The sequence below is a fragment of the Lyngbya sp. CCY1209 genome (genome assembly GCF_035615495.1).
Taxonomy (GTDB): Bacteria; Cyanobacteriota; Cyanobacteriia; order Cyanobacteriales; family Microcoleaceae; genus Limnospira.
Genome location: NZ_JAJENU010000603.1, coordinates 1 through 18,330 on the forward strand (window position 1 = coordinate 1; position 18,330 = coordinate 18,330).

General features: G+C 54.3%; 16 protein-coding genes. 11 read left to right on the top strand and 5 right to left on the bottom strand.

Going from position 1 to position 18,330, the window contains the following annotated elements; translation table 11 throughout:
• Positions 1–1,450 (bottom strand): tetratricopeptide repeat protein (locus LKE08_RS22435; protein ID WP_324706495.1); only part of this gene is annotated, 1,450 nt, incomplete at its 3' end.
• A 171-nt stretch (positions 1,451–1,621) separates the two neighbouring features.
• Positions 1,622–2,260 carry a transaldolase family protein gene (locus LKE08_RS22440; RefSeq protein WP_324706496.1) on the bottom strand — a complete coding sequence of 213 codons (639 nt, stop codon included), beginning with the start codon at positions 2,258–2,260 and terminating at the stop codon, positions 1,622–1,624.
• A gap of 575 nt (positions 2,261–2,835) precedes the next feature.
• Between LKE08_RS22440 and LKE08_RS22445 the strand changes: the two genes are divergently transcribed.
• The 6 genes from LKE08_RS22445 (at position 2,836) to glyQ (ending at position 9,595) form a co-directional block, all read left to right on the top strand.
• Positions 2,836–3,393, top strand: coding sequence for a Crp/Fnr family transcriptional regulator (locus LKE08_RS22445; RefSeq protein WP_324706497.1), 558 nt, complete (start codon positions 2,836–2,838; stop codon positions 3,391–3,393).
• 183 nt (positions 3,394–3,576) lie between these two features.
• Positions 3,577–4,572, top strand: coding sequence for a WG repeat-containing protein (locus LKE08_RS22450; protein WP_324706498.1), 996 nt, complete (start codon positions 3,577–3,579; stop codon positions 4,570–4,572).
• Positions 4,573–4,716: 144 nt separating this feature from the next.
• Positions 4,717–6,120 (top strand): FAD-dependent monooxygenase, encoded by a 1,404-nt coding sequence (locus tag LKE08_RS22455; RefSeq protein ID WP_324706499.1) that lies wholly within the window; start codon positions 4,717–4,719, stop codon positions 6,118–6,120.
• A gap of 175 nt (positions 6,121–6,295) precedes the next feature.
• Positions 6,296–6,589, top strand: a complete 294-nt coding sequence (locus LKE08_RS22460; protein WP_324706500.1) for a hypothetical protein — start codon at positions 6,296–6,298, stop codon at positions 6,587–6,589.
• 144 nt (positions 6,590–6,733) lie between these two features.
• Entirely contained in the window at positions 6,734–8,317 is a 1,584-nt protein-coding gene (locus LKE08_RS22465) for a HEAT repeat domain-containing protein (protein ID WP_324706501.1), read from the top strand.
• A 393-nt stretch (positions 8,318–8,710) separates the two neighbouring features.
• Positions 8,711–9,595, top strand: coding sequence for a glycine--tRNA ligase subunit alpha (gene glyQ / locus LKE08_RS22470; RefSeq protein WP_324706502.1), 885 nt, complete (start codon positions 8,711–8,713; stop codon positions 9,593–9,595).
• A gap of 209 nt (positions 9,596–9,804) precedes the next feature.
• On the opposite strand, the gene LKE08_RS22475 is transcribed toward glyQ, so the two are convergent.
• Entirely contained in the window at positions 9,805–10,338 is a 534-nt protein-coding gene (locus LKE08_RS22475; RefSeq protein WP_324706503.1) for a GNAT family N-acetyltransferase, read from the bottom strand.
• 117 nt (positions 10,339–10,455) lie between these two features.
• Between LKE08_RS22475 and LKE08_RS22480 the strand changes: the two genes are divergently transcribed.
• Both LKE08_RS22480 and LKE08_RS22485 read left to right on the top strand, forming a co-directional pair.
• Positions 10,456–11,910, top strand: coding sequence for a CHASE3 domain-containing protein (locus tag LKE08_RS22480; protein ID WP_324706504.1), 1,455 nt, complete (start codon positions 10,456–10,458; stop codon positions 11,908–11,910).
• A 550-nt stretch (positions 11,911–12,460) separates the two neighbouring features.
• A complete protein-coding gene (locus LKE08_RS22485) occupies positions 12,461–14,545 on the top strand; it encodes a 3'-5' exonuclease (protein ID WP_324706505.1) in 2,085 nt (694 codons plus the stop codon).
• A 55-nt stretch (positions 14,546–14,600) separates the two neighbouring features.
• Here LKE08_RS22485 and LKE08_RS22490 read toward each other — a convergent pair whose 3' ends face one another.
• Entirely contained in the window at positions 14,601–15,146 is a 546-nt protein-coding gene (locus tag LKE08_RS22490; RefSeq protein ID WP_324706506.1) for a DUF1269 domain-containing protein, read from the bottom strand.
• 246 nt (positions 15,147–15,392) lie between these two features.
• Between LKE08_RS22490 and LKE08_RS22495 the strand changes: the two genes are divergently transcribed.
• Genes LKE08_RS22495 through msrA form a run of 3 tightly spaced genes read left to right on the top strand, consistent with a single transcriptional unit; the run spans position 15,393 to position 17,223 of the window.
• Positions 15,393–15,659 (top strand): hypothetical protein, encoded by a 267-nt coding sequence (locus tag LKE08_RS22495; RefSeq protein ID WP_324706507.1) that lies wholly within the window; start codon positions 15,393–15,395, stop codon positions 15,657–15,659.
• A 13-nt stretch (positions 15,660–15,672) separates the two neighbouring features.
• Positions 15,673–16,530, top strand: coding sequence for a 16S rRNA (cytidine(1402)-2'-O)-methyltransferase (gene rsmI, locus LKE08_RS22500; RefSeq protein ID WP_324706508.1), 858 nt, complete (start codon positions 15,673–15,675; stop codon positions 16,528–16,530).
• Between the two features lie 30 nt (positions 16,531–16,560).
• Positions 16,561–17,223 (top strand): peptide-methionine (S)-S-oxide reductase MsrA, encoded by a 663-nt coding sequence (msrA, locus tag LKE08_RS22505; protein WP_324706509.1) that lies wholly within the window; start codon positions 16,561–16,563, stop codon positions 17,221–17,223.
• 134 nt (positions 17,224–17,357) lie between these two features.
• On the opposite strand, the gene LKE08_RS22510 is transcribed toward msrA, so the two are convergent.
• Positions 17,358–18,269: a tetratricopeptide repeat protein gene (locus tag LKE08_RS22510; RefSeq protein ID WP_324706510.1), complete on the bottom strand. Its 912-nt coding sequence runs from the start codon at positions 18,267–18,269 to the stop codon at positions 17,358–17,360.
• Positions 18,270–18,330 lie beyond the last annotated feature (61 nt).

Below are 18,330 nucleotides of genomic sequence, written 5' to 3' on the forward strand. Positions count from 1 at the left end.
TACCATCGGCGGAAATTAACAGTCGTTTTTTCTGCAAGTGATCGGCGGCGGGTTGCAGTATCATTTCGCTCAATTCCCGGGCGGCGGCATTCACCCAGCGCGGATTGTCGCGTCGGGTAACACTGGTGATGGCGTACAGAAAATCATCCGCTTTGGCTTCAATTTCTTCTCGCCCCGGCAGTTCGTGGACGGTCATTTCCGTGGGGGTGACGACCCAGAGATAGCTGCTTTCTTCCCCCAAGGAATACTGCAACAAAACCGTCTCTTCGTCCACCACCTGTTGTTGCACGTCCACCAACGTCAGCGGTTGCGGTTGGGTGAGGGCGGCGTAGCGGGGACTGGCAGCGCGAATTCGGGCTCGGATTTCTTCGTACTGTTTCAAAAGTTCGGTGAGTTCCGCTTGGATATTTTCCTTTTGGGTGCGGGTGGAATTGTCGTCGCCGAAAATTTCCAGGCGGCGGGTTTCTGCGGCATCGAGTTTTTGTTGCAAACGGCGTTCTTCGGCCACCAATTCCGGATCGACACCTTGGCGGATATCGGCGTTGGCTTCCCGCAGCAATTCCAACAGGGTCCGGGCGCGCGATCGCTCGCTGGCGTGGAATGCGATCGCGTCATATCCTTTTTGGGGGTTTTGTTGATGCAGTTGCATCAATAGCTCAATGTAGAACTGGTAACGGTCTTGAACGGTGGAGAAAAAGGTTTGGCGGAGTTCGCCAGATGGGGCGAGGCTGCGGAGTTCTTCAATTAGGCCAATCGCCTGTTCCATGTTGGCAAGGGCTTCGGTGAGTGAGCCTTGGGAACGTTGGAGAAAAGCAATATTGTAAAGGGTGGTGGCTTCCCCGGAGCGATCGCCCACTTCTCGTCTCAAGGGCAAAGCTCGCTCGTAATACTCCAAGGCTGTCTGCTTTTCCCCCAAGGCGGAGTAGACCCCACCGATACTATTGAGGGTGGTGGCTTCCCCGGAGCGATCGCCCACTTCTCGTCTCAAGGGCAAAGCTTGCTCGTAATACTCCAAGGCTGTCTGTTTTTCCCCCAAGGCGGAGTAGACCCTACCGATATTGTTGAGGGTGGTAGCTTCCCGGGAGCGATCGCCCACCGCTTGAAATAAAGGTAGCGCTTGCTCGTAATACTCCAGGGCTTGTTGCTTTTCCCCCAAGTCACTGTAGACTCGACCCAATGCCAGTTGAGCGAAAGCTTGGTTGGCGCGATCGCCCGTCTGTTCGTACAACCTCGCCGCCTCCTCAAAATAGGGAATTGCGGCCCGCAGCGATTCTGCCGTCCCTTCTCGCAACAGTTCCATTCCCCGTTGCAAGCTGGCATCCGCCGCGCCCGAATCGGACTGTTGGGCGATGAGTGTCGGCTCCGCCAATGCCGGGAGTTGAACCCATCCCGCCGGAGCGTAAAAACCCGCGATCGCCACCCAGATAGACCACCCGCTTTTCGTCCACATCTGTCTCTAATTGTCAGTCAACTACAGTTTTTTTGATATTTGTACGCAGTCGCGGCGTTTATGCAATCCGAGAAACTGCATTTTTCGGGATTCCTTCAAGTCCAAAACCTCCGCGCGATCGGCCCTAAACGGCAAGCTGATAGCTGAAAGCTGACTGCTGAAAGCTATATTTTAATCGAGCAATCCCCGGCCGTTGTTGCTGAACTCCTCCACCGTTCGCTCGGACAGTTCGTGGGTGGTGAGGGCTTGCAGGATGTCGAAGGGGAGGGTGAGGTGGTAGGCGCCCGCCTGGAGGGTGGCGGCGGCTTCTGCGGGGGATTTGATACTGGCGGCGAGAATTTTGGTGTCGCTTCCGGCGAGGATGTCCGCCATCTCCCGAACCAGGGCGACGCCATCTCCCAGGAGTCGGGTGGCCCGGTTGACGTAGGCGATCGCATATTTGGCCCCCGCTTCCCTCGCCACCGCTGCCTGTGCCGCACTGTAAATGGCGGTGACGGAACAGCAAATTTTCGGCGACAGGTGGGAGACGACGTGGAACCCCAAAGCCGTGGCGGGCACCTTCAAAACCGTCTGTTCCCCGAGGATATTGTAAGCCGCCCAGGCTTCCGAAACCATTCCCTCGAAATCCAAAGCGGCGAGTTGATAGTAAATCTCCCCCGCGAAAAGTTCCCGGAGTCCCTTCAGGGTTTCTTCCGGGGAAAGGTCACTTTTCGCCAACAGGGTGGGGTTGGTGGTGACTCCCTTCACCCATCCGAACTGGCTGGCGGCCTGGGCTTCCGGGAGAATGGCTGAGTCGAGATAGAGGGCCACGATTTTACCTCCGTATAAGGGTGTGGGGAAGAATTGATAATTGACAATTGATAATTGACAATTAAATTGTCCTTCTCGCGATTCCCGACTACCGCCACTACAGATGTTTTTGGGTTGGCGATAAGTGCGCTGTCGCGAATCGGGATTTGAGATTATCCCACATCCTAGGCCGGGTTGGGACACCTGGCAAATCAATCGTAGGAATGTATAGCGGCGTGAAGTCATTCTGAAAAATACCTGGCCCCCAAACCCCCAATCCTGGGGGCTTTGAGCCGCTCAAATTTTCACGAATCATTTCACACTGCTATATAGCGGCGAGCGATCGTCTATTTACAGTTTCCGAAAGGAGGACAAACCTTGAAATCCTGATGACAAGGGAATTTCCCATCCCTACACCCTACACCCCAGCGCACAGCGCTATACCTCCCAACTATCGCCCGTCGCCTGTTGTCTGTTGACTTTTGCCGACTCCCAACCCGAATTTCATCTCGTTTTTAATCTCGTTTAAACCTTCAGTTAACCTAAAAGCGTTACGCTTTTTGCTGTAAGCGTTCCCCATTCCCGTAGGTGTTGCCGTGGCTACCTTGCAGCTTGTCGCCGTCCCTGACAACCTGAAATCCCGCCGTTTTTGCCGGGGCGATTTCGTTCCCCTCTGGCCCGATGCGTTGTGGAAGATAGAGGAGGGGGTCGTCCGCACCTTGACTTGGGGCGACGAGGGAAATTTGATCGGTTTGGGATATTGGGGACCCGGAGAAATTATCGGTCAACCCCTGTCCCGACTCAACCCCTATCAAATTGAATGTCTGACGCCGGTCAAAGTCAATCTTATCCCCTCCGCACAGTGGCCCCAAGAGTTGGATCGGATTTTATACTATTTGCACCAGATGGAGGAACTACACAGCCTCCTGCAAACCCAACGCACCGACGAACGGCTGTTGAATTTTCTGAGATGGCTGGCGAAAAAGTTCGGCTGTCCCGTCGAAGAGGGCACGTTAATCAACCTCCGCCTCACCCATTTGGAAATGTCTGATGTGATCGGAACCACCCGCGTCAGCGTCACCCGGATGATGACGAAGTTGGAACGGGAGGGCATGATCCTGCGGCCCCGCCGGCACTGTGTCGTTCTCAAATAGTATGTTCCGACTCGAATTAAAAAAGTAAAAAGTATTACGGTAATTTTCAAGTTGATCAGGTACGCCGGTTGACTCAAAGTCCCCCCTTTTCAAGGGCAGGGTCGTTTCATTATATGATATAATGGGGGGGAATTTGACGAAAGCTGACGGCTGAAAGCTGACGGCTGACCGCTAAAGGGGGATATGGTAAACGGCAATATTTTCGAGGCGATCGCATCCCCAACCTCAGAGCCCCTGTTCCCCATCCGCCAAAATGAAAAATGGGGATATATCGACAAAAGCGGCCGGATGGTTATTTCCCCGCAATACGACGGAACCTCGGGATTTTCGGAAGGGTTGGCGGCGATCGCGGTCAAATCGAAATGGGGTTTTATCGATCGCACCAACCGCCCCGTCATCCCCCCCCAATTCGATGTCGCCTGGAGCTTTTCCCGGGGATTATCTGCGGTAAAATTAAACGGAAAATGGGGATTTATCGACACAACTGGAAACGCAATAATTCCCCGTCAATTTGTCTTCGCCTGGAGTTTCGGAGCGAATTTGGCATCGGTTGGCATCAAATCCGAATCGGATTCCATCAAAATGGGCTATATCGATAAAACCGGTCAATTTGTAATTCTCCCCGACTTTGACAGCGCCTCGGAATTTCGAGAAGGGTTGGCGGCGGTGCGGGTCGATCGCCAAATGGGATATATCAACGGACGGGGAGAGCGGGTCGTCCCGCCCCAATTTGACCTCACCTGGCGCTTTTCGGAGGGGTTGGCGATGGTGGTCGCGGATGGGAAAATCGGTTATATCGACAAAACGGGGAAGATCGCGATCGCGCCCCGGTTTGATTTCGCCTGGGATTTTTCCGGAAATTTGGCTCCTTTTAAAATCGGTAAAAATTGGGGATATATCGACAAAACGGGGACATCAAAATTTTCTCGAAACTTTTCCGAAACCAAGTCATTTTCCGAAAAATTGGCATCCGTTAAAATCGGGGAGAAATGGGGATACATCGACACGAAAGGCGAGATGAAAATCCCCCCGCAGTTCGACGGCGCCGCCGCCTTTGAAAACGGACTCGCGGCCGTCCGACTCGGGGCGGATTGGGGATATATCGATCGCCGGGGCGAGTGGGTTTGGTTTCCATATAAATATTCAGACCGCTCGGGACTTAATTGCCTTTTCTTGTAGCAAAAATAATCGATCAATGATTGGGAGTCTGTTTAGTTAAAAAACTAGATCTGATCTAATGGTCTCTTGTCTGTTTCCGATGGTCTCGGAGGGCGAATACCATTCGCCCCTACAATGGGTTGGAATCACTAACTTTAATTTCAGATGACACATTCTCACCTTTGCCAAGCGGTTGTCATTGGCGGTAGCATCGCCGGACTCCTCGCCGCCCGCATTTTGTGCGATCGCTTTGAACGGGTTATCCTAATCGAACGCGATCGCTTCCCGGACGCACCCGAACGCCGCCCCGGCGTTCCCCAAGCCACCCACGTCCACGCCCTTTTGACTCGGGGAAAATACATCCTCGAAGGGCTATTTCCCGGTTTGGAAGCCGAATTGATGGCGATGGGAGTGCCCCGGTTGAATTGGACGACGGATTTTCGTTGGTATGTGGGAAATACGCGACAACCCAACATTTCCTCGGATCTGTTGACGGCGACTTGCAGCCGTCCTCTTTTGGAATGGGCGATCGCCCGCCGCCTGCGACAGTTTTCCAACTTTGAATTACTCGAAAATAGCAAAGTTACGGGCTTTTTAACCGATTCCGAAACGTCCCGAATTGTCGGCGTTCGATATCAAAAATACGGGCAAAATTCCCCGGAAGAATCGCAGCCGGAAACCCTGACCGCCGATCTGGTCGTCGATGCCAGCGGTCGCAATTCATCGACTCCCAAATGGCTGGAAGAATTGGGCGATCGCTCCCCGGAGGAAACCGTCATCAACTCATTTCTCGGTTATGCTTCCCGACGGTATCAAATTCCGGCGAATTTTACCGCCCCCTGGAAAGGCTTGTATTTGCAAGCTTCCCCACCCCATCAGAAACGCGGTGGCGTTCTCTATCCCGTCGAAAATAATCAGTGGATTTTGACCTTGGCGGGATTGGGTCGGGACTATCCCCCCGGCGACGAAGCCGGATTTTTGGCATTTGCCGAAAGTCTCGCCGACCCGATTTTATACGAGGCGATTCGCCATGCCGAACCCCTGTCTCCAATTCACTGTTATCGGCGGACGGAAAATTGCCGCCGCCACTACGAAAAATTATCCCGGATGCCGGAAGGATTGGCGGTTCTCGGCGATGCGGTTTGTGCCTTCAATCCCGTTTACGGACAGGGGATGACGACGGCGGCGGTGGGGGCGATAACCCTTGCCGAATGTCTCGACCACCCGCAGGGGATGACCGGACTCACCCGCCGATTTCAACAACAATTGGCGGGCAAAATTCGCGACCCCTGGCTGATGGCGACGGGGGAAGATAGTCGCTGGGAAACCACGGAAGGAAAAAAACCGGATTTGATGACCCGTTTCATGCAGGGATATTTAGATCGCCTCCTCCAACTCACGTCCCGGCATCCGGAAATGTACCGGACATTTATCGAAGTGGTTCACATGATAAAACCGCCTGCCGCCCTTTTTCACCCCCGATATATAATGTGGATATTGGGCGATCGCATCGGGTTTAAACCGCCCATTTCCCAAACGGAAACCTCCCAAATCCTATCAACAAAATAGGTGAAACTCCCCTCTCCCAAAATTGGGAGAGGGGTCGGGGGTGAGGGCGAGAAATATTCCACCCATAGAAGAGACTAGCCGTCCGGGACTGTCGCGCATTCGAGTGAATCGAGTTGACATTTCGAGGCAAACTTCGGTTATGATATGGCAGGGGACACCGAATCAAACGCACGTTATGAATCGCCCCATCGGAGACCGCGTCGCGATCGCATTTTCCACCGGATTTTACGATGCGCTGGGGGCCGGGATGAGTTATCCAGATTGTTTTGATATCGGCCGGAGCGCGATCGACTTGGGGCGAATCCCCGAGTCCGAAACTCCGGTTATAAAAGCCAGAAAAAGGGCGTCGCAACCCGTTGTTGCGCTTCAGCGCATCAGTCACTCAATCGATACTCTCAAAAAAGATGAAAATCCGTTCACCGATGAAGTGTTAGAACATCTAAAAAGACGAGCAAAAAAATTGCGATAATTCTATTAACATTAAATAAAAAAACGATTCTCCTCGCATCCCAACACGCTTCGGATATAATGACCGTGACGGCGCACCGAGCCTGAGATCGACCCCCCGGGTTCCCCGTCAGATTGCCCCCTTGTGCGAATTGAGTGCCCCTTCATGGCCGATCCGCGTGACATCGAACAGCTCAAACAGCAATTGCACCAGTGCGACGACGCGCAGCTCCAACAGCAGTACCAGAGGGGGTTGCCCATCGATTCCCTGGCGGCGCTGCTGGCCGGGAGCGACTCGGAAGAGGTCGTCGTCCGGGTGATGCGCTGGGTGCTGCGGGTCGATCCGATCCGGGGCATCGCCCTCACCCAGGCGATCCGGCCCCGGTTGCAGACGAAGGCTTTCGCATTGGTGGGACAGCTCAAAATCCCCCTGCCGCTCAAAATTCGCCTGCTGGGACGGACCCGATCGCCCCGCCTGATCCCCTGGTTGTTGAAGGGGTTGAAACACGAGAGCGGGGAAGTCAACGCCTGGTCTGCCTGGGCCCTGGTTCAGATCGGCTACCCCGCCGAACCGCACCTGATGGAGGCCCTGGGGGAGACGGTTCCGAGCGCCGGGGTGTGGGCGGTGTGGGCCTTGGGGCAGATCGGGAGCGATCGCGCCGTCGCCGGATTGATAAAAGTCCTCAACCACGACGATCCCCAGATCCGCTGGCGGGCGGCGACGGCCCTGGGGAACCTGAAATCCTCGGCCGCGATCGCGCCCCTGGAAAGGGTTCTGGCCGACGACTGCGATCGCTACGTCCGGGGTCGGGCGGCGACGGCCCTGGGACTGCTGGATCGGGAAGAGGTGATCCCCCAACTGGAAGCGGCCCTAGACGACCCCAATTTTTACGTCAACGCCAACGCCGTTTACGGGCTCTGGGCGATCGGCACCCCGGCGGCCTGGGACGTGCTGATCCGCGCCCTGAACCACCCCAACGGGGATGTCCGCACCCGGGTGATCGAAGTGCTGGCGAAAAGCGATCGCGAAGCCACCTGGGAGGCCATCCTCGACAAGCTCGACGACCCCGATCCCTACGTCCGGGCGAAAGTGCTCGAAACCTTCCAATTCGTGCGGACGGCCGAGGCCCTGGCCGGCATCAAGCGGGCGATCGACGACCCCGATCCCTACGTCCAATCCATCGCCCAAACCATCGTTGATCGCCTCAACGAAGAGGTCGCGGAGGCCAGCACCGAAATGGCGGGCGATCGCGGTTCCGAGTCCTGCCACCCCCTCCTCCCCAAACTGTGGATTTCCTCCCGACTGCAACTCGAAAATTATATCGTCCACAAAAATCGCGGTGCCGATGTCGAACATATCATCTCCATCGCCAATTCCGGGGACTCCCTCCCCAAATTTATTTCCCAAGTCCCCCACCGCCTGAAATTGGAGTTCGACGACATCCACATCCCCGACAGCGATCCCCAGTACGTCCTCCCCCAACGCGAACACGTCATCCGGGCGATCGAATTTATGGAAACCGTCGATCCCGACGGGGGAGATCTCCTCGTCCACTGCCAGATGGGAAACCGGCGATCGCCCGCGATCGCCCTGGCCGCCTGTGCTTCCCGCCTCCCCGCCGGCTTGGAAGATGAGGCCTTCGCCTGCGTGATGGAGGCCCAACCCCAGGCGTCGCCGAATCCCTGGATCGTGGAATTGGCCGATATGCTGTTGAGGCGGGGCGGGCGGCTGATGCGGATGGTCGGATAAGGGTGTAGGGGGTAGGGTGTAGGGTGTAGGGTGTAGGGAGTCGGGAGGGAGCGGAGGGGGCAGCGGGTGGGATATCTGGACCGCTTGGGAATCAATTCCCAAGCTAACAGCTCAAATCATCTGAAGATGATTGGGGAGGTTGAGGAGGGGATAACCGGATTTGATATTAGGACGGTTATGCTCCAACCGAGTCCACGCTTGCGTGGACTTTTGCTGTGAGCCTTGAAATTCATTTCAAGGCGGGTCTCAAATTGGCAGATCTGTCCTAACCGTTCTGGCGGTTGCTATATAAGCTTGCCTCCTCCGCCTCCTCCGCCTCCTCCGCCTCCCCTGCCTCCTTGGGCGTGAGGGCAAGTATCATTAAATTTTAGGAACGAATTAGCGATCGAGAACGTGAACTTTCAATCTGTCATTGCCACTCTCAACCAATTTTGGAGCGATCGCGGCTGTCTGATCGCCCAACCCTACGATACGGAAAAGGGCGCCGGGACCATGAGCCCCCACACCTTCCTGCGGGCGATCGGCCCGGAACCGTGGTCTGTCGCCTATCTCGAACCCTGCCGCCGCCCCACCGATGGCCGCTACGGGGAAAATCCCAACCGCTTCCAGCACTATTATCAATATCAAGTTCTGATCAAACCCTCCCCCGACAACATCCAGGAGGTTTACCTGGACTCCCTGCGGGTGCTCGGCATCCATCCCGAAGATCACGATATCCGCTTCGTCGAGGATAACTGGGAGTCGCCCACCCTCGGCGCCTGGGGCGTGGGTTGGGAAGTCTGGCTCGACGGGATGGAAATTACCCAATTCACCTACTTTCAGCAGTGTGGCGGCATCGACTGCCGCCCGGTTTCCATTGAGATCACCTACGGGTTGGAACGGTTGGCGATGTACCTGCAAAATGTGGAGGCGATCGTCAAAATTGCCTGGACCGACGATCTCAACTACGGCGACATCCACCTCCAGGGGGAGATCGAACAGTGCACCTACAATTTTGAAGCGGCCAACCCGGATTTGCTGTTCAACCTATTCTCCCTGTACGAACAGGAGGCGGAACAGTTGATCGACAGGGGTTTGGTACTTCCGAGTTTGGACTACGTGCTCAAGTGTTCCCACAGCTTCAACCTCCTCGACGCCCGGGGGGTGATCGCCGTGACGGAGCGGACGCGCTATATTGGCAGAATCCGCAACCTCGCCCGCCGGGTGGCAAGCCGCTATCTGGAACAGCGGGAAAATTTGGGATTTCCCCTCATCAAATCTACGGAAGCCGCCGCTTGAAGAAATGGGGGGCGGAGGGAGCGGAGGAAGCGGAGGGAGCGGAGGAAGCGGAGGGAGCCGAGGAACGGGTGGGAAATCTGCACCGCTTGGGAATCAATTCCCTTTTCTTGTAGCGAAAATCATCTGAAGATGATTGGGGAATTTGTACGGATCTGACATAAATCTGCCTCCCCTGACTCCTGGAGCCTCCCCTGACTCCTGGAGCCTCCCTACTCCCCATCGAGAAAATCCAATTTTAAGAAAACCCGCCTTTCAACGGGAAAACCGGCTTTTGCCTGGGCGGTTCGCACGGCCAGGAGTCCGGGGGTCAGTTCCGCTTCCCCGAGTATCCGAAATCCCAATTTTTGATAAAACGGGGCGTTCCAGGGTAAATCGCCGAATGTGGACAGGGTGACGGCCGGATAACCTCGATGTTTCGCCCAGTGGCAGACTGTTTCCACGAGGCGGGTTCCCAAACCCCGGCGACTGTGGGCCGGGTGGACGGACAATTCTTGCAGGTAGCCGCAGCCGTCGAGCACTGCGGCGATCGCAAATCCCACGGGGCGATCGCGATCGTCCGCCGCCACCCACACCCGTCCGGCGGCTTGGTGATGCCGCAAAATGGTCGAAGGTGTGGGTTCGCTTTCGGCGACTTCCGCCAAACCCACCGTCGCAAATAATCGGGCGGCGGTTCGTTCGATGTTTTGCAGTTCGGGCAGTTCCGCGATCGCTGCCAACCGGATGCGATAATGATTGTCGGCCATTGTTTTGAATCACTCTCCTGGGCCAGCATCTCAATTCGGAGAACGGGCAAAAGATCGGATTTGATATTATCAAATAAGGGATTTTTTTTCCTTTTATTCTACATCTAAAATTCGGCAATGACAAGCAAAATTAAACTCGCCCCCGTCATCCGGGTCGGCTTTGGTATCATGTTCGTCCTGATGGCGGGTCTGGGAGTGCTGTCGTGGACGACAATCAATCGCCTGCACGAAACGAACGATTGGGTCAAACACACCTATAAGGTTATTATTAACTTGAAAAGCCTGGAAAAGTCGATGGTCGATGCGGAAACGGGCCAGCGGGGCTTTTTGGTGGCGGATCGGGAAAGTTTTCTCGAACCTTACCTCCAAGGTAAAGAGGATGTGGAAATTCTGGTGGCGGAGGTTCGCGAACTCACCCGCGACAACCCGGTTCAGCAGGAAAATATTGACGATTTGGAGCGCCTCATTGACCTTAAATTGCGGGAGATAGAAGTTAACATTCAACTCAAAATCAATAACCAAGACGAGGAACTCCTGGCTCGATTTTTAACCCGAGAAGGTCAAGGCAAGATGGATGAGGTTCGGGCGACGATCGCCGCCATGATTCAGATCGAAGAAGACTTGTTGCGCGATCGCGAGGCGGAAATGGAAAATCTCTCTCAACTGGCGATCGCGATCAATGTCGTCGGTACGGCAACCGGCATTGTATTGGGCATCTTAATTTTGATTTTTATCAGTCGGGAAGTCATCAAACCGATTGATTGGGTGGCGGCTCAAATTGGCAGTTCTTCCAGTGAAATTTTGAGTACCGTGGAGGAGCAGGAACGGACGGCAAGAAATCAGGCAGCCGCCGCCAACCAAACGAACGCCACGATGGATGAATTGGCGGCTTCTTCGCGCCAATGTGCCGAACAGGCGGAAACTGCCGCCCGGGAAGCCCGCGCCGCCCTCTCTCTCTCAGAAGGGGGTACCCGGGCTGTCGATCGCACCCTTCAAGGGATGGAAATTATACAGGATAAAGTTGCCGCGATCGCGACTAACATCCGGCGTTTGAGCGAACAAACGAATCAGATTGGCGAGATTTCTAGCCTGGTGAGTAACTTGGCAAATCAAACTAATATGCTGGCTCTCAATGCCGCCGTGGAAGCCGTGCGGGCGGGCGAACAGGGGAAGGGTTTGGGTGTCGTTTCCGGTGAAATTCGCAAACTTGCAGACCAAAGTAAGGGTTCGGCGAAGAAAATAAATGTTCTGGTGAATGAGATTCAAAAGGCGATCGACGAGACGGTTTCCGCCACCGAGGCAGGGACGAAGACTGTGGCGGAAAATGTCGGCATTGCGGAAGAGACAGCCCGAGCCTTCTCGGGGGTGACAAGTTCGGTCAACAATATTGTGACTAGCTCCCAGCAAATTTCCCTCAATGTCAAGCAGCAAGCCACCGCAATTCAACAGGTACTCATTGCGATGAATGACCTCAACCGAGCCTCCCAAGAAACCGCCAGTGGCATCACTCAGGTGAAGGAAGGAACTCATCGTTTGAACGATGCGGCCGTGCAACTTCGTTCCATTGTTTAACGTTGACATACTTCCGGCGTCGGGAACCCAATCTCCCAGGCGCTCGGCTGACGGGATGCCCAGTTCGGGGCGTTCCTTTTCGACGGCGCGGATGTAGAAGTGGTTGGCGACGGGGTGGCGGGGGTTGCCGAAGTTGTCGAACAGGGGGTTCGTCAACAATTTCCGGTGGGCGACATCGGAAATTACACCCCATTTTGATAGGGTTCGGGGGCGATCGATATGCGATCGATCCGCAAATTTACCGTTTCAACCCCTGTCACATCGACCCGATTCCGGCTTGATTTACGAGTTTATACGGTCGCCTTTCCGAGCCTACATATTTTAAGATTGATTTAATCAAGTCGTCAACTTCTCCGAAAAATTGCATCCAATTGCCGCACCGACTGAATGGTTCGGGCCTGACAAGAGCGCAGATTGACCCATTCTCGATCGCTTGATTCGCCCCCCTCCGTGCAGTGCAGCATCGACGCGCCGATCTCCCATTCTGACATCCGTCGGGTCGGGGGCAAGTCCGACCGTTTGCCGCCATTATTTTGAGGTGATATCTATCATGATTGCAGCCAGAGGACATGATTGGCAACTGTTCATGTCAAAAACATTCATCAATGAAATATTCGATTTGCCGATGCAAGTTAAAAACGACCTTCCCAAAGTCGTCGGCCGTTTCCAAGAGCACCCGCTCTTCACCGGATACAATACGCGAAAAATCAGAAATACCGACATTTATCGCATCAAATTTCGTCGCAACTATCGCCTATTTTACACGGTCGAAAATGATGCCGTCACCTTCCTGAGCATTCGCAAGCGGAGGGAAAACACATATAAAAACCTTCCCGTCCCCGGCCCACTGAAAGTCCTGACCGTGGCGGATTCGCCGGCTCCGAAATCGGAGCCGCAAACCGAAAGTCTGAAACAGCCCGCGATCGCCCCCAATAATCCCCTCCATTCGGACTGGAAAAAACTGCCAAAATATCTGACGCACAATAATCTGCGAAAGTGGCAAATTCCCGGGGAATACTGGCGGGGTTTGATGGCGGCAAAAACCGAGGGCGATCTCCTGAACCTGGAACTTCCCGATCGCATTTTCGGCCGCATCCTGGATAATTTGTTCCCCAGCTCCTTGAAAGAGATCCGAGATGAACCCAAATATAATCTCATGAAGCCGGAGGATTTGGATCGGTTTCTGGAGGGAGATATTACCGAGTTTTTACTCGCCCTCGATCCCCAACAGAAACATCTGGCAAATTCTCAGATTCGCGGCCCCATTTTGATCAAGGGCGGGCCGGGTACGGGAAAATCTATCATCGCCCTCTACCGGGTCAAAAAATTGGTAGATTCGGGTCATCGACCCATTTTATTCGTCACCCATTCTGCCGCCCTCGTCACCTATTCCAAACAGCTTTTGGAGCAGCTTCTCGGACAAAAGCCGGAACGGCTGGGGGTGGAGGTGACGACCGTTGACGATTTGGTGCGACAACACTACCAACATTCTTACTCCCATCCCCCAATTGCCGACAATAAACAGTGCAAACTTTGCCTAAAAAAGGCGCTTAATATTGTCAAAAATTCCGCCGATAAATCTCATATAAAAAATATCAAAAAGCTGGAAAATTTGGGATTTTCTTACTTATTAGAAGAATTCATCGATGTCATCGAAGGCTGGGGAATTTCCAGCCTCGAAGTTTACAAAAATCATCCGCGACAGGGGCGAGGATTTTCCCTACATCCCTCGACAAGGACGGTGCTGTGGCACTTATACTGTACCTGGAAACGGGTCATGGAAGCCAAAGGCTGGATCGTCTGGAAACAGATGTGTCGCATGGCTTTGGATGCCATTCTGGCCGAGACTCAAAAACCTTACCGGGCAATTATTATTGAGGAAGCCCAGGATTTGTCCCCCGTCGCGTTGCGTTTCGTGCTGGCGTTGACTCCCACGTTCGATCGCGTCTATTTGACCGCTGATGCCTCCCAATCTATCCACCAGCGGGGTTTCAGTTGGAACCAAATTCACGGGGAACTGAAAGTGACCGGCCACACCTCGATCCTGCGTCAAAATTATCGCAATACCCGACAAATTGCGATCGCCTGTGCCGATATTCTCGCCGGCGAGGAAGAGTTTTCGGAGTCCAAACCGTCCCCCTATTTGGGCAACTGGCCCGCCATTTACCTGACGGATGACTTTGACTCGCAAGCGGTCGCGATCGGCCAGTTTTTGTTGGATTCTGCCAAAACGTTTCGCCTGCCGCTGCACGGCGGCGCGGTTTTATGTCCGACACCAAAAATCGGCAAAAAAATCGCCGATCGGATGCGAGAGTTGGGATTACAGGCGACGTTTATATCGGGAAAAAAAATCGATCTGAACCGGCCGCAAATTAAAGTCCTGACCCTGGACGATGCCAAGGGTTTGGAATTTCCATTTGTCGCCGTGGTCGGTTTGGAGGAAAATACACTTCCGCACCTGGAAAAAAGCCGACCCGAAGAAGAAAAGCAGGTGATTCTCGACCAACAGCGCCGCTTATTTTACGTCGGCTGTACTCGGGCGATGCGATCGCTTGCGGTGGTGGGTTCCCCGAGCGCTCCGTCTCGGTTTATCGACGACCTCCCCTCGGAACACTGGCGGCGAGAACAATTCTAAATTGGTCGGATGCGTCCAGGAATTGAACGCACCCGAAACCGATAATTAACAGTTTTTATTCGGGTTGAGATTCGACGGTCGGCTCAACCTTTTTTGCCGTTTCTGCTAACTGGGCGGCGATGTCCGCTTTGATGGCTCGGCGATACATTTTACCTTGGAATTTTTCGAGTTCTTCGCACACTTTTTCGACCCAAGTTTGTTCCACCAAAGCGATGATCGCCGAACTGCCGGGGGTCAAAGATTCCGACAGATCTTTGAGGTCTTCCTGGGGAAATCCGAGGTCGATAAAGTGGGTAATGACAGCCCCCACCCCGGCACCCCCGGCCGCCATCGCGATCAACCCTAACGCGCCGACGGGGTTGAAAAGGGCGATCAATCCGGCTGCAATTCCGCCGACGACGGCACCGCCGCGGGCGTTCATATCCCCGGTTTCGCTGATGGAAACCTTCCCTTTTTCATTCTTGACCATGACGGCGGCGTTGACGATGGAAATAATTCCGGCCCGCTGCATTTCTTTCAGGGTTTTCAAAACCTCTTTTGCTTTGTTTTTTTCGTTGTAAGCCGTGACGATCAGATTGGTCGGAGCTTCAAATGCGGTCATGGGTATTTCTCTCCATTGGAGTGGGTGCGATCGCCATCCGGAAACGGCGATCGCGGGACAGTCGTTGAAAATATGCCCAACTCTAACACATTCCGGTTCTCTTTCAACGATGGGTTTCGACTCGGCCGGACCAAACTCTTCACGCGAAAAGAGTCGGGAATGGCGCCAACTGTGATAGTCTGGCAAAAGACCGGAATCCGAAACGGTGGCAAGCTCTCTCGATTCATCAATCGATCGCGATCGCCCATGATCAAAAATCCTTCCGAACCCCCGGATCGACGGTGGGTCGCCCAAGTTGACCCGTTGGATGCGGAACCCATTCAACCGGACGTCTCCCAAGACAATCCGTTGGTGGCAAATCAGGATCAAAAAGTCGTTTATATCGGAATTGTGATTTTGATTTTGACGGTCATCAACGTGCTGGGATTATTCAGCCAACGCTTCAAACGGGCCGTCAAGTTTTCTCTGCTTTTTAGCGTCGGTCTCATTGTCGCCCTGTGGTTTTTATTTTAAAATTGCTCGAATCATGCACCTGCAACCCGCAACCCTCTACGTCGTCGGCACTCCCATCGGCAATTTGGAAGACATGACCATTCGCGCCGTCGAAACCTTGAAAGCGGCCGATCTGATCGCGGCCGAAGATACCCGCCACACCGGGAAATTGTTGCATCACTTTCAAATTCAAACCCCCCAAATTAGCTACTACGAACACAACCGGCGGCAGCGAATTCCGGAATTGCTCGATCGCCTGTTGGCCGGAAAAACCGTCGCCGTGGTGACGGATGCGGGGATGCCGGGAATTTCCGACCCGGGGGGGGAACTGGTCGCCGCCTGCCTGGAAGTGGGGATTCCGGTGGTGCCGGTCCCCGGCGTGAGCGCCTGTCTGACGGCGTTGAGCGCCTCGGGACTGGCCAGCGATCGCTTCGTTTTCGAGGGGTTTTTGCCCGGGAAGGGCAAGGAACGACAGGAACGGTTGGAAATATTGCGATCGCAGGTACGGACGATGATATTCTACGAGGCACCGCACCGACTGCGCCAAACTTTAGCCGATCTGGCGGGGGTTTTGGGGTGCGATCGCGCCGTGGTGGTGGCCCGGGAACTGACCAAACTCCACGAAGAATTTTGGCGCGGCACCCTGGAAGCGGCGGTGGAATACTACGCTGAACGGGACCCGAAGGGAGAATTGACTTTGATTGTCGCCGGAGCCCGTCGGGAATCCCCACCACCCTCGGAAGAGGCGCTGCGGTCGGAACTGCAACACCTCCTCAAACAGGGACTTTCGCGATCGCAGGCCAGCCGCCAGTTGGCCCAGAAAACCGCCCTCCCCCGCCGCCAAATTTACCAACTCGCCCTCACCCTCGCCGACGAACCCCCTACAATGTAAAGGAACGTTAAGCAGTCACTCAAAAATTTTATGGTACTATTCGGATTCGGCAAAAAGAAAACCCTACCGACACCGGAAGAAGCCCTGCCCGGGCGCGATCGCGTCATGCCCGTGCCCGATCGCCACTACATCAACAGCAACCCCCTCAAGCCGCCCTTCCCGGAAGGTATGGAACAGGCCGTTTTCGGTCTGGGCTGCTTCTGGGGCGCCGAGCGCAAATTCTGGCAGCAAGAAGGCGTCTACACCACCGCCGTCGGCTACGCGGGCGGCCACACGCCCAACCCCACCTACGAGGAAGTTTGCAGCGGCATGACGGGTCACACCGAGGCGGTTTTGGTGGTTTTCGATCCCAAGGTCATCAGTTACGCGGACCTGCTGAAACTGTTCTGGGAAAGCCACGACCCCACCCAGGGAATGCGCCAGGGCAATGACACCGGCACCCAATATCGCTCCGCGATTTACACCTATTCCGACGAGCAGAAAAAACTCGCCGAAGCCTCCCGCGATCGCTATCAGGAAGCCCTTTCTAAGGCGGGTTACGGGACCATTACCACCGAGATCGCGTCCGCCCCGGAATTCTACTACGCCGAGTCTTACCACCAGCAATATCTGGGCAAAAACCCCGGCGGTTATTGCGGTTTGGGCGGCACCGGCGTCGGCTGTCCGGCGGGTTTGACGGAAACTTCTGTTTAATGGATTGAAACGGGAACGGGTCGGGCGCCCGTTCCGTTTTTTTGAAAAGCAAAGAAATGCGATCGCCCTACCCAATGACCGATCAACCGATTTTTTGTAGGAGAAATTTTGAACAAAGTGCGATATTTTAGCAATCAGCGATCGCTGGAAAATTCCAAACTCGGGTCGAGTTGATTGGCGATTTCCAACTGTTCCCTCGCCGCCTCTTCTTGTCCGGTTTCATACAGCAAAATCCCGAGATTGTAATGGGCTTCGGCATTGTCCGGATCGAGTTTTATGACCTCTTTAAATTGTGCGATCGCCCCTTCAAGTTCCCCCATTTGAGACAGCAAAACCCCGAGATTATAGTAAGCAAGGTTATTATTCGGATTGAGTTTTACCGCCATTTCTAAGTTGGCGATCGCCTCCTCCATTTCCCCCATTTCATACAAGGCTAAACCCAAGTGATAATAGGCACCGTCGTAAGACGGGTTGAGTTCGATCGCCCGTTCGTAATTAGCGATCGCTTCCCTATAGTTCTCCTGTCGGGCTAACGTCAAGCCCAAGTTATAGTAAGTTTTGACATCGTTGGGATTGAGTTTGAGGGCTTCCCGATAGTTGGCTATCGCTTCGTCGAGGCGCTCTTGTCGCGCCAAAGCCAACCCTAAGTTATAATACATCCTCGCATCGTTTGGAACCAGTTTCAGCGCCGATTTAAAATAGGAAATGGCTTCTTCGTAGTTTCCCTGTTCTGCCAGGGCGATGCCCAAATTATTGTAGGCGAGGGCATAATTGGGATTGAGTGCGATCGCCCGTTCAAAATTGGCGATCGCCCCCTCGAAATCCCCCTGTTGTGCCAGAGACAAACCCAACCCGTAGTAACCGCGAAAATCTCCGGGTTCCTGTCGGATAACTCGGCGAAAGATCTGTTCTGCCTGGGCGTGGTTATTCCGATTTCCCGCTTCCACACCCCGTTTCACTAACTCCTCAACCGTCTGGGCGATCGCGGATAGCGGCGAGGCGAGAATTAAAGCGAGTACCAGGGTTAATATACGCAGTCTCGTCATGGTGTCGATCGCAAATAGATTTGGGGTTTATCGATACTAACACAACTCTAATTTTAGGCAA